General features: G+C 50.5%; 15 protein-coding genes and 1 riboswitch. All 15 genes read left to right on the top strand.

Annotated elements, in window-relative coordinates; all coding sequences use genetic code 11:
• The coding region (locus ACFQ03_RS22360) for an L-threonylcarbamoyladenylate synthase (protein WP_379291073.1) at nt 1–660 on the top strand (660 nt) is incomplete at its 5' end.
• Between the two features lie 446 nt (nt 661–1106).
• Nucleotides 1107–1667, top strand: coding sequence for a manganese efflux pump MntP (locus tag ACFQ03_RS22355; RefSeq protein WP_144941562.1), 561 nt, complete (start codon nt 1107–1109; stop codon nt 1665–1667).
• Nucleotides 1668–1796: 129 nt separating this feature from the next.
• Entirely contained in the window at nt 1797–2381 is a 585-nt protein-coding gene (locus ACFQ03_RS22350) for a low molecular weight protein arginine phosphatase (protein WP_379291071.1), read from the top strand.
• A 117-nt stretch (nt 2382–2498) separates the two neighbouring features.
• Nucleotides 2499–2579, top strand: a riboswitch (ZMP/ZTP riboswitch).
• 116 nt (nt 2580–2695) lie between these two features.
• The gene (gene rpiB, locus ACFQ03_RS22345; protein WP_144941558.1) at nt 2696–3154 is read left to right on the top strand and encodes a ribose 5-phosphate isomerase B; all 459 of its coding nucleotides are present in this window, start codon (nt 2696–2698) and stop codon (nt 3152–3154) included.
• A gap of 105 nt (nt 3155–3259) precedes the next feature.
• Complete coding sequence (locus ACFQ03_RS22340) at nt 3260–3874, top strand: TIGR01440 family protein (protein ID WP_379291069.1); 615 nt, start codon at nt 3260–3262, stop codon at nt 3872–3874.
• A gap of 247 nt (nt 3875–4121) precedes the next feature.
• Nucleotides 4122–5372 carry a serine hydroxymethyltransferase gene (locus tag ACFQ03_RS22335; RefSeq protein WP_144941553.1) on the top strand — a complete coding sequence of 417 codons (1251 nt, stop codon included), beginning with the start codon at nt 4122–4124 and terminating at the stop codon, nt 5370–5372.
• A gap of 307 nt (nt 5373–5679) precedes the next feature.
• Nucleotides 5680–6309, top strand: a complete 630-nt coding sequence (upp, locus tag ACFQ03_RS22330; RefSeq protein ID WP_144941551.1) for a uracil phosphoribosyltransferase — start codon at nt 5680–5682, stop codon at nt 6307–6309.
• Between the two features lie 64 nt (nt 6310–6373).
• A complete protein-coding gene (wecB, locus tag ACFQ03_RS22325) occupies nt 6374–7516 on the top strand; it encodes a non-hydrolyzing UDP-N-acetylglucosamine 2-epimerase (protein ID WP_379291066.1) in 1143 nt (380 codons plus the stop codon).
• 242 nt (nt 7517–7758) lie between these two features.
• On the top strand, nt 7759–7992 hold the full coding sequence (locus ACFQ03_RS22320) for an AtpZ/AtpI family protein (RefSeq protein WP_379291064.1): 234 nt from the start codon (nt 7759–7761) through the stop codon (nt 7990–7992).
• Complete coding sequence (locus ACFQ03_RS22315; protein WP_379291062.1) at nt 7985–8380, top strand: ATP synthase subunit I; 396 nt, start codon at nt 7985–7987, stop codon at nt 8378–8380. The genes ACFQ03_RS22320 and ACFQ03_RS22315 overlap by 8 nt, the downstream gene beginning before the upstream one ends.
• A 9-nt stretch (nt 8381–8389) precedes the next feature.
• A complete protein-coding gene (gene atpB, locus ACFQ03_RS22310) occupies nt 8390–9169 on the top strand; it encodes a F0F1 ATP synthase subunit A (RefSeq protein ID WP_379291060.1) in 780 nt (259 codons plus the stop codon).
• A gap of 95 nt (nt 9170–9264) precedes the next feature.
• Entirely contained in the window at nt 9265–9480 is a 216-nt protein-coding gene (gene atpE / locus ACFQ03_RS22305; RefSeq protein WP_144941541.1) for a F0F1 ATP synthase subunit C, read from the top strand.
• A gap of 108 nt (nt 9481–9588) precedes the next feature.
• Nucleotides 9589–10074 carry a F0F1 ATP synthase subunit B gene (gene atpF, locus ACFQ03_RS22300; RefSeq protein WP_379291057.1) on the top strand — a complete coding sequence of 162 codons (486 nt, stop codon included), beginning with the start codon at nt 9589–9591 and terminating at the stop codon, nt 10072–10074.
• A complete protein-coding gene (locus tag ACFQ03_RS22295) occupies nt 10071–10622 on the top strand; it encodes a F0F1 ATP synthase subunit delta (RefSeq protein WP_379291055.1) in 552 nt (183 codons plus the stop codon). Before atpF ends, ACFQ03_RS22295 begins: the two co-directional genes overlap by 4 nt.
• Before the next feature lie 16 nt (nt 10623–10638).
• Nucleotides 10639–12153: a F0F1 ATP synthase subunit alpha gene (gene atpA, locus ACFQ03_RS22290; protein WP_144941535.1), complete on the top strand. Its 1515-nt coding sequence runs from the start codon at nt 10639–10641 to the stop codon at nt 12151–12153.
• The last annotated feature ends 27 nt before the right edge of the window (nt 12154–12180 follow it).

Genomic DNA, 12180 nt, shown 5'->3' with positions numbered 1-12180 from the left:
TCCGGCCGGCCGAGCCCGACGCGGGCGTCGCACGTGCTCGCCGACCTGGACGGCCTCATCGACGGAATCGTCGATGGCGGGCCGACCGGGGTCGGCGTAGAGTCGACCGTCGTTGAGGTGGTCGACGGGGTCGTGCACGTGCTGCGCCCTGGCGGCGTCTCCGCCGAGGAGCTGCGCCGCGTGGCCGGCCGCGTGGAGGCTCGCGGCGAGCTCTCTGCGGCGCTGGCCCGCTCCGGCGAGGGCCGGCCTTCTTCCGGGCAGCTGGCGGAGGAAGAGGCTGCTCCGAAGTCGCCCGGAATGAAGTACGCGCATTACGCGCCGCGTGGCCGGCTCACAGTGGTCAGCGGAGATTCGCCTGACCGGATATCCGCATGGATACGCGAACAATTGCGCAAGGCCTCTGCGGAAGGAGAGAGGACCGGGGTCCTTACGTTCGAAGAGCATTGCGAACAATACGGCTCCGAAGCGGATGTGGTAGTGGCCGCGGGGAGTCTGCAGAGCCCCGAAACCGTCGCCAGAAATTTGTATGGAGCGTTAAGATCGTTCGATGAACAGAACGTCACCGTTATTTATGCGGAAGCCTTAGAGGAAGAAGGGATCGGACTGGCGGTAATGAACCGTCTTCTGAAGGCGGCCGGTCATCGGATTAAGCTCGTTTAGGCCTCCGCTGCCTTACCCGGTTTCGGTGAGAACGCAGCAAGGACCAACAGAAATGCAGTCTTTGAGGAGATATTAGTTAAAATGCGCGAATGACCTGCAGTTTTGCTCGTCTTTCCCGGGATTTACATATTTTCGTAAAAAAGACATGCACATTTGCATGTCTTTTTATCACCATTTCCTCCCGAATACAATCAGCGCCTCAGAATGCGCCGGGAGAGGCGTGCGTTGTTAAAAGGTGCTAAAAGCCAACAAATTAAGCGATTCCTTCTCCCAGTATCGCGATTACGAAGGAATACACTACGTTACTTGGATGAAGCCATTCCCGACTTAGCCCTCGTAGACGATAAACCTAAATTTAATATAAGGCTTGGGACAGACTTATAGTATGTTTACCCCCTTGTCCGCATATGTTTGGAAAGAAGAAGAGTGGACAGGGGGAAGGCCGCATGATTCTGGGTACGCTCGATTGGGGGCACGTTGCGACACTGCTGTTGATGGCGTTCGCTTTGGGAATGGACGCTTTTTCTTTGGGGATAGGCATAGGCTTCAGGGGGATTAGGCTGTTAAGTATTCTGAAAGTGAGCTTCGTGATCGGATTATTCCATATATTGATGCCTCTTATGGGAATGCTGGCAGGCCATTACGTCGGCTATCTGTTGGGTGAGGTAGCCACATTGGCCGGAGGAGGGCTTCTCATTTTGCTCGGGGGACATATGATCTATAGTTCCTTGCGGGGAGAATCCGTACATACCCTCGATTTCCGGAATGCCTGGGGACTTCTGCTATTCGCCCTGATGGTTAGTGTAGACAGCTTTTCAGTAGGAGTCTCTATGGGGATGTTCGACTCCGATGTTTTGCTGACGGTTCTCCTATTCGGTTTTTTTGGCGGGACAATGTCCGTTATCGGTCTATGGCTCGGAAGAAGGATGGGCTATTGGGCGGGCAATTACGGCGAGGCAATAGGAGGCGCCATCCTGCTAATGTTCGGAGTTCAGTTCATTCTCTGATTGTTCGCTTCTTGGCGGATGAGGTACAATAGTCATACGATTCGCCATATTAGGTTTTGTTGCCGACGTTAAATGAGCCCGGATGAAAGGGAAAGAAGCGGGCAATCCTTAATAAGGAGGTGTGAACGAATGGTTAACCGCATTTTATTTGTCTGTACAGGTAATACTTGCCGCAGTCCGCTGGCTGAAGGTATGCTGCGGCTTATGGCAGAAGAAGCGGGCCTTCCTCTGGACATTCGTTCAGCCGGAACGGCCGCTTCGGAAGGCTGTCCGATCTCCCCTCATTCTCGTCAAATTCTTCAGTCCAAAGGGATGCAGGAGATGCTTCTGTCCTCTCCCGTATCCGGTGAGCATGTGAACTGGGCAGAGCTTATTCTGACGATGACCATGGGGCACAAAAGATCGCTCATTCAACAATATCCGGAAGCCGCGGATAAAACCTTCACCTTGAAAGAGTACGTCCGCCACGAAGAGGAAGCAGCCGCCGAGGCAGAGAAGGAAAGGGCGGTGGCTGAATGGGAAATCCAGAAGGCGCTCAACCCCAGCTTGTCAGGGGTGGAAATGCCGCCATGGCTGGAATGGTCGGCGACTTCCTCCGATTATGATATCTCGGACCCTTTCGGAGGCTCCTTCGATGTTTATAAGCGCTGTGCGGATGAAATTGAGCTTTGTCTGCGGAGACTGCTCGATAAATTAAAATCATCACAACAATAAATTATAAAGGTGCCTTTCATTATCACTGTTTGTAGTAATAAAAAACGACTTTACAAAGGCCAAAAGGAAGCTTTACAACCTGCCGCCTTATAAGGTATTATGGGGGTAACGTTAATCAGAACCCGATGTAACTGGCGACAAGTGGGAATAACCACAATGGAGCATCGGGGGATACGGCCGGTCGCCTGGGCAAAGAGCAACGTCGTGCACGCACGCCGCCTGCTCTTTTTTCTATTTTAACAGCTTGGGTATACTAACGGACACTGAACCGTGATCGGCTAACGGTTATCGGTCGACAAGGGAGGTAAAAGTTGATGAAAATTGCGATTGGCGCGGATCATGCAGGGGTACGGCTGAAGGAGGATATCAAGCAGCAGGTGATTGCCCTTGGACATGAAGTCGAGGATTTGGGATGCCATTGTTCCGACTCCGTCGATTATCCGGATTATGCTCTCAAGGTTTGTGATCAGGTAGTTTCAGGTCAGGCGGATAGAGGAATTCTCATCTGCGGCACCGGGATCGGGATGTCCATAGCCGCGAACAAGGTACCGGGGATCCGCTGTGCGCTCGTTTCCGATCTGTTCTCGGCCAAAGCGACCAGAGAGCACAATGATACCAATGTTCTGGCTTTAGGAGAAAGAGTGGTCGGGCCGGGGGTTGCCCTGGAAATCGTCAAGGTTTGGCTTGAGACGGAATTCTCTCAAGGTTCCCGTCACGAAGGCCGGGTAAGCAAATTGAAATCCATCGAAGAGAAATATTCCATTCACCCCTAACGGATAAGGTTCGCCTGAAACAGTCCGTGTTGAGTACTGAATGCCGGTATTCTGAATTAAGTGGGATCATTTTATTAATTACAGGGTGGAAGGAGGCGGGCCGGAATGGCCGATTCCAGATCCGACGACTATCCAGTGAACGAATCCCTTCTGAAAATTACAGAAGATGTAAACCTCATTCTGAGAGAACTTCTCGAAGCCGGCCATATTCAAGATGGGCAGTTGGTCGTTGTCGGGACGAGTACCAGCGAGGTTATGGGGCGGCGAATAGGCTCCGCAGGTGCTATGGGTGTAGCTGAACGTATTTTTGAAGGCGTGATGAAAGCCCGCGAGAAGGTGCGGTTTTATCCGGTTTTTCAATGCTGCGAGCATCTGAACCGGGCTCTCGTCCTCGAGAAGGAGGCGCTGGCTTCGTACCCTTCGCTGGAGCCGGTATCCGTTATTCCTGTCCCCAAGGCCGGCGGTTCTATGGCTGCCTACGCCTATAACCACTTGAACGAGCCGGTTGTGGTCGAGACCGTTCAAGCCCATGCGGGAATAGATATCGGCGATACATTAATCGGCATGCATCTGCGCAAGGTGGCGGTTCCCGTACGCCCTTCCATACGTTCCGTAGGTCAGGCCCATGTTGTTATGGCCTATACCCGTCCCAAGCTGATTGGCGGGGCCAGGGCGGTCTACACGAAGCAGGAACCTTCGAATGAAGGAGCCTGCCTCTAGAATCGGCGAAACGCTATAGGGCATTGACGGCTCTTAGAGGCTGCAGGGTTTCCTTAAAATTTAAAAAAAGCACCTAACGGATCTTCTTCGAAGACGAATAACCCGGTTTTAAAGGTAGCTTTTACGCGCCTGCCCAAAGGACGGCGATAGCCGTTTATCCTTATCTTGAAAATAGACAGATTTTTTCGACATAAGTTTTATGCCAATAACCATCATTTATAATACGATCATTGGGAGGAAAATGAGGATGGAACATTTACGTACTGCCGATCCGGAAATTTTGAAGGCTATGAATCTGGAGCTCGGCCGGCAACGCGGCAAAATTGAATTGATTGCTTCCGAAAATTTTGTCAGTGAAGCGGTTATTGAAGCTTTGGGCTCCGTATTGACCAATAAATATGCGGAGGGCTACCCGGGCAAGAGATTTTATGGCGGCTGCGAATATGTGGACGAAGTAGAAACGATCGCTATTAATCGGGCCAAGGAAATATTCGGCGCGGAACACGCCAACGTACAGCCTCACTCCGGTGCACAGGCTAATATGGCCGTTTACCTGGCGACTATCAAGCCTGGAGATACCGTGCTGGGAATGAATCTGGCCCACGGCGGACATCTGACTCACGGCAGCCCGGCGAACGCTTCCGGCATTCTCTATAATTTCGTGGCTTATGGTGTTAACGAGGAATCGTTCCGCATCGATTATGACGAGGTTCGCAAAGCGGCGTTCAAGCATCGTCCGAAGATGTTAGTAGCCGGAGCGAGCGCTTATCCGCGCACAATCGACTTTGAAGCGTTGGCTGAAATTGCGAACGATGTGGGAGCATTATTTATGGTAGATATGGCTCACATTGCCGGTCTGGTGGCCGCTGGCCTGCATCCGAATCCGGTGCCCCATGCTCATTTTGTCACGACGACCACGCACAAAACTCTCCGCGGTCCCCGTGGTGGTATGATCCTGTGCCGCAAAGCTTGGGCCAAGGAAATTGACAAAGCGGTATTCCCCGGATCTCAAGGCGGTCCGTTGATGCACGTTATAGCAGCCAAGGCGGTATCTTTTGGTGAAGCGCTGAAGGATGACTTCAAGACCTATTGTCAAAATATTATCAGCAATGCTCAAGTGCTGGCTGAGGAACTGATGGCTGAAGGGCTCAATGTTCTGACCGGAGGCACGGACAATCACTTGATGCTTGTGGATCTTCGCAACATTAATCTGACGGGTAAGGAAGCTCAGAATCTATTGGATGATGTGGGAGTGACGGTTAACAAGAACGCCATTCCTTTCGACCCGACGAGCCCGTTCGTTACGAGCGGTATTCGGATCGGTACCCCTGCCGTTACTTCCAGAGGAATGGGACGGGAAGCTATGAAGTCGATTGCCCAAATCATCTCTCTGGCATTGAAAAATCCGAAGGACGAGGCCGTTCACGACAAGGTCCGCGGTATGGTTCAGGAATTGACGGAGCAATATCCGCTTTATTCGGGTCTCAGATACGAATAAGGCTACTTGATCTCCCCGGGCGACAGGTCATTCTACCCTGTTTGCCCGGGGAGTTTTCCTGTTTATCCGGAAGATTGGACGGTGCCGGTGGATGTCCTTCTAGACTATGAGCAGAGGCATAATATGAACGGGGAATGCCTCTTTTTTTTGTCGGATATTTTCATATTATTTGTGGTATAATGAACAAGGTTTATGGCAAAAAGCTGCTGATCGAATACTCCATCGGGCTGCGTTGTGAAGGCATTAGAGGACAGAGGCTCAGTCATAAATGAAAGAAAGACACACCTGTATGGGAGGATTTAATTTTATGGGCAAGGTCTTTATATGCGACCATCCGTTAATTCAACACAAACTTACCTTTATACGTGATGTTAATACTAAGACCAAAGATTTTCGCGATTATGTCGATGAAGTGGCTACTCTGATGGCCTACGAAATTACAAGAAATATTCCGCTGGAGAAGGTAAAGGTCAGAACGCCGGTTTCAGACGCCGATGGCAAGATCATCTCCGGCCGGATGCTGGGGCTGATCCCCATCCTCAGGGCGGGACTCGGAATGGTAGATGGAATCTTGAAGCTGCTCCCGGCGGCGAAGGTCGGACACATCGGATTATATCGTGATCCGGAGACCCTGCAGCCGGTAGAATACTATGTTAAGCTGCCTACCGATGTTACCGAGCGCGAGTTGATCGTCATCGATCCGATGCTGGCGACCGGGGGCTCGGCGAATGCTTCCATCCAGCTCTTGAAGGAAAGAGGCTGCAATCAGATTAAGCTGATGTGCCTGATAGCCGCTCCGGAAGGAGTCAAGGCCGTACAGGAGGAGCATCCGGACATCGATATTTATGTGGCGGCCATTGACGATCGTTTAGACGAACACGGCTATATTATTCCCGGCCTCGGGGATGCCGGAGATCGTCTTTTCGGCACGAAATAAACACTTTTTACCGACAGACTGATTGAAACCTGCGGGTTACATGTAAATCGGGAGGGGGATAATCATGAAGAAAATAAAGGTGATGACCGTATTCGGAACAAGACCCGAAGCCATCAAGATGGCTCCGCTGGTCAAGGAATTAGAGAAACATCCCGATCAGATAGAGTCGCTTGTATGCGTTACGGCCCAGCACCGTCAAATCATGGACCAGGTGCTGGAGGTATTCGATATTAAGCCGGACTATGATCTGGATGTGATGAAGGACCGTCAGACATTGGCCGAGCTGTCCGTCCGGGTGCTGCAAGGTCTGGAGCCGGTCTTCCGTGAAGCAAAGCCGGATATTGTCTTGGTCCACGGGGATACGTCAACGACATTTCTCGCAAGCTACGCCGCTTTCCTGCAGCAGATTCAAGTAGGCCATGTAGAGGCAGGATTAAGAACATGGAATAAGCTGTCTCCTTATCCGGAAGAAATGAACCGCCAGCTGACCGGGGTGCTCGCCGATTTGCATTTCGCTCCGACAGAATGGTCTGCGGGTAATCTGCGCAAGGAGAACAAGCCCGAAGACGGAATCTACATTACCGGCAACACGGTGACGGATGTTCCCCAATATACGGTTAAAGAAGGTTACACCCATCCGATGCTCGAATGGGCGGAGGGCAAGCGGATGATTCTGATGACGGCTCACCGCAGGGAATCGCAGGGCGAGCCTCACCGTCAAATTTTCCAGGCTGTCCGCCGAATCGCCGATGAGTTCGAAGATATTGCAATTGTCTATCCGGTCCATCCGAATCCAGCCGTTCTGGAGCCTGCCCGCCAATATTTAGGAGACCACCCGCGGATTCGCTTGATTGAACCATTGGATGTCGTAGATCTTCATAATTTTTATCCTCATACTCATTTGATAGTGACCGACTCCGGGGGATTGCAGGAAGAAGCTCCGTCCTTCGGGATTCCCGTGCTTGTCCTTAGGGATACCACTGAGCGGCCTGAAGGAATTGAGGCGGGGACGCTCGAGCTGGTCGGCACCAAGGAAGAGGATGTTTATGGAAGGATGAGGGCTTTGCTGACGAACGAAGAACTCTATGGTAAAATGAGCAGGGCGGCAAATCCTTATGGTGACGGACAAGCCTCCCAAAGGATTGTTCAAGCGATTCTTTATCACTTTGGGTTATCGTCACAAAGACCACAACCTTTTAAAGTGTAATAAGTTAAAGTCTACCATACACCATACAGTTGCACTGTTTAGTTGGCGATACTGAAAAATCCAGATTTTATAAGGCTTTTTTGTATGCTGTTCACGAAATGTTTGGATTTTAATGAATTGACAAACAGGACCGCGCTTTATTAAAATGAATTAGGATTGCTGCGCAAATTACCCGAATAAAAACGATTTCATAGGCAGGTTCCTTTTTGTCCGTTTACGTCACTGACGATAGGAGAAAAAGTATGAAAAAGCCTAACCCGAATGATAATCCATGGCGGGCCGCGGGAATGGTCAGTGCGATCGGCGCTGATCTTATTGTATGCATACTGCTTGGATATTTTGGAGGTTCGTTTGTGAGCGATCGATTCGGCTTATCCCCAGCCTGGAAAGCCGGAGGACTGATTATAGGTCTGTTTGTCGGCATTGTCAGTGTCGTGTTTCTGATCAAGCGATTTCTGGAGGACACGAATGAATGATTTAACGGCCTATATGAAAACCGTTTCCCGTGCCGCCATGTTTTTTCTGGCTATTTGTCTGCTCGTCTGGGCTCTCGTGCCTCAAGCCAAGCCTTATGCGGCCGGACTTGTCCTCGGAACGGTCATCAGTCTGATCAATGCCCGATTGCTGGGAGCCAAGATCCAGGCGATTACAAGGCTTGTCATGGAGAATACGGGGAAGCGGATCAATTCGGGTTTTATCTCTAGGGCCTGCATGGCTCTGATCGGAACGATGATTTGTGTCAAGTTTCCGCAGTTCGATTTGATTTCCATGATCATAGGTTTATTCTTTGTTCAGATGGCAACACTCCTGATGGGAATCTTGTCGTATTTCAAAACCAATAAAGGCATGCGTGGAAAGGGGTGAAAATGATCGATGCATAGCTCTCCTTTGCTAGAGATTGGCGGTCTTACAATTGATCTGTCGACTTTTTTCGTCATTATCGTAGCTGCGATCATCACTTTTATCGTTGCTCGCTTGGGTGTCCGGAATCTCTCCGTCGAGAATCCTTCCAAGATGCAGAATTTTATGGAATGGTTGGTTGAGTTTGTTCATAATACCATTGCCAGCACCATGCCTTTGAAGAAGGCGAAGGCCTTCGTTTCGTTAGGTCTTACCTTGATAATGTTCATTTTTATATCCAACGTGCTGGGACTGCCGTTTGCTGTCGTTACGGGGCATACGGAGCCTGTCGAGTTTATGGGGATGCCGATAGTTTCTGAGGATGCTATTCAGGAAGGGCAAGCGAAAGGGCACGAGGGAGCCGAGGTGCTGTGGTGGAAATCCCCGACAGCCGACCTTTCGGTGACGATGGGGCTTGCGGCTATCGTGTTTGTTCTGGTCCACTATCTGGGCTTGACGCGGAACACCAAGCATTACCTCAAGCATTACCTTGAACCTTATCCGATATTCTTCCCGCTGAACTTGATTAAAACTATCTTCCAGCCGGTTACTTTAGGTCTTCGTTTGTTCGCGAACATTTTTGCGGGCGAAATTTTGATAGCGACCATTATCATGGCGGGAGCATTTGGTATTCCGCTGTTGGCCGTGTGGCAAGGCTTCAGTATTTTCGTCGGGGCAATACAGGCCTTCTTGTTCACTATTTTGACGATGGTCTATATTTCTCAGGCATCTGTCCATGAAGAAGGACACTAACCTTTGTCGAGCTCTGTCGGAGGACACGAGACTTTCCTTGGGCATGAGATCAGATATACTATTATAACTTAAACAATTTGGGAGGTTTTTTAACAATGGAATTTTTAGCAGCAGCTATTGCAGTTGGTTTGGGTGCTTTCGGCGCCGGTATTGGTAACGGTATGATTGTCAGCAAAACAGTAGAAGGAATCTCTCGTCAGCCTGAGCTGCGCGGTACTTTGCAAACGACGATGTTTATCGGGGTTGGTATCGTTGAGGTTGTTCCTTTGATCGGGGTCGTTCTGGCATTCTTGATGTTCTTCAGCAGCTAATTCCACATAAGCCCGAAGCTTGGCGGGGAGGGCCTGGGCCATCCACGCCTTCGTTTTGCTTAAGGTTGCATTCTTGGAACGTCGTCAAGTAAGGAGGGAGTGACACGAATGAGTTTTCATTGGGAATCTACAGTATTTGCGATTATCGCTTTCTTGATTTTATATTGGTTGCTGAATAAATTCGCTTTCGGTCCTTTGTTCGGAATGATGGAGAAGCGGAGAGAGATGATTCAGAGTCAAATCCAATCTGCGGAATCCAACCGTCAAGAGGCCGAGAAGCTGATCACCGAGCAAAGACAGGCAATTCAGGAAGCCCGCAAGGAAGCGCATGAAATTATTGAACAAGCCAGACAAATGAGCGTGAAACAGGCGGAAGAGATCGTTCAGGCGGCAAGAGACGAATCCAACCGCATTAAAGAGGAAGCGATTAAGGATATTGCCAACGAGAAAGATAAGGCTGTAGCCGCTCTGCGCAGTCAAGTAAGCGCCATGGCTGTTATGATCGCCTCCAAAATTATTGAAAAGCAGATCGATGAGAAATCCCAGCAGCAGCTGATCGATCAATATCTTAAAGAGGTGGGAGGCAAGCTATGAGCAGCGATACGATCGTAGCGAAAAGGTACGCCAAAGCGCTGTTTGAGATTGCTCAAAGCCGGAGCCTCGTCTCTCAGGTAGAGGAAGAATTGAGATCGGTTGTTGCCATTATCGAACAAAACGAGGATTTGTACGAGTTTCTGCTGCATCCGAAATTTGATCTGAACGATAAAATTAACCTTCTGTCCCGGGTGTTTAAAGACAGCGTCTCCGATATTGTGTTCAATACGATATGCCTTTTGATCGAGAGAAGGAGAGGAACGCTGTTCCATGTTCTGCTGGACTATTACATCAGCATTGCCAACGAAAGACTGGGGCAAGCGGATGCTACCGTCTACTCTCCGGACGCTCTGAATGAGCAGGAGAATCAGGCGATCGCTGCACAGTTCGGCAAATTGATCGGCAAGACCATACGTGTCCATAATGTAGTTGATTCCAGCCTGATCGGCGGGATTCAGGTGCGGATTGGCGACCGGCTGTATGACGGAAGCTTGTCCGGCAAGCTTGCACGGATGGAAAAAACGTTGAAGCAAACTCAAGCAATGTAGATAGGGGTGAGGTTCGTTGAGTATCAGACCTGAAGAAATAAGCTCTCTGATTAAACAGCAGATTGAACAATATCAATCCGATATTCAAGTAGTCGACGTGGGAACCGTCATTCAAGTCGGGGACGGAATTGCCCGTGCGCATGGCCTCCAGAACGTTATGGCCGGCGAACTGTTGGAATTTTCCAACGGGGTAATGGGAATGGCCCAGAACCTCGAGGAAGATAATGTCGGGATCATTATCATGGGTCCTTACAAAGATATTCGCGAAGGCGATCAAGTTAAACGGACGGGCCGCATTATGGAGGTTCCGGTAGGCGAAGAGCTGCTGGGCCGTGTAGTTAACCCTCTTGGCGAGCCGGTAGACGGCAAGGGGCCGATCGCTACGAAAGCGTTCCGGCCGGTGGAAGCGCCTGCTCCTGGTGTTATTGACCGTAAATCCGTTCATGAGCCGATGCAGACCGGAATTAAAGCGATCGACTCGATGGTTCCAATCGGACGCGGACAGCGGGAATTGATCATCGGTGACCGTCAAACCGGTAAGACGACGATTGCCATCGATACGATCATCAACCAGAAGGGCAACGGCGTGAAATGTATTTACGTAGCTATCGGACAGAAGCAATCGACTGTTGCTCAAGTTGTCGAAACGCTGCGCCGCAACGGTGCAATGGATTACACCATTGTAGTTACGGCCAGTGCGTCCGAGCCCGCTCCGCTCCTGTTCCTCGCTCCTTATTCCGGATGCGCGATGGGCGAATACTTCATGTATAAAGGCGAGCACGTTCTCGTTATTTATGACGACTTGACCAAGCAAGCCGCAGCTTACCGGGAACTGTCCCTTCTGCTTAGACGTCCTCCGGGCCGTGAAGCTTATCCCGGTGACGTGTTCTATCTACACTCCCGTTTGCTGGAGCGTGCGGCTAAGCTGAACGATGAGCTGGGTGGAGGCTCCTTGACGGCGCTGCCGTTCATTGAAACCCAAGCTTCCGACGTGTCGGCCTATATCCCGACGAACGTTATTTCGATTACGGACGGACAGATCTTCCTGGAGTCCGACCTGTTCTATTCGGGACAGCGTCCGGCTATCAACGTCGGTATTTCCGTTTCCCGGGTAGGGGGATCGGCCCAAATCAAAGCCATGAAGAAAGTAGCCGGTACATTGAAGCTGGATCTGGCTTCTTACCGTGAGCTTCAGGCTTTCTCCCAGTTTGCTTCCGATTTGGATAAAGCGACACAAGCCCGCCTTAACCGCGGAGCCCGTACGCTTGAAATTTTGAAGCAAGGCGTTAACGAATCCATGGCGGTAGAGAGACAGGTAGTCAGCATCTACACAGCCGTTAAAGGATATTTGGACGATATTCCGGTTAAGGACGTCCTTCGGTTCGAGAAAGAGTTCTTGGCGTTCCTGGATATGAGTCACCCTGAAATTCTGGCGTCGATCCGCGATACGAAAGACTTGACGGCGGATAATGAGAAGGCGCTGGGTGCGGCTATCGAGAAGTTTAAAAAAGGGTTTTCCGTATCTGAGTAACGATTCACAACGATTCTGACTTGCACC

Source organism: Paenibacillus residui, assembly GCF_042677205.1.
GTDB classification, from domain to species: Bacteria; Bacillota; Bacilli; order Paenibacillales; family NBRC-103111; genus Paenibacillus_L; species Paenibacillus_L residui.
The sequence above is the reverse complement of the archived record's forward strand: the minus strand, read 5'-3'. Positions and strand labels throughout refer to the sequence as shown.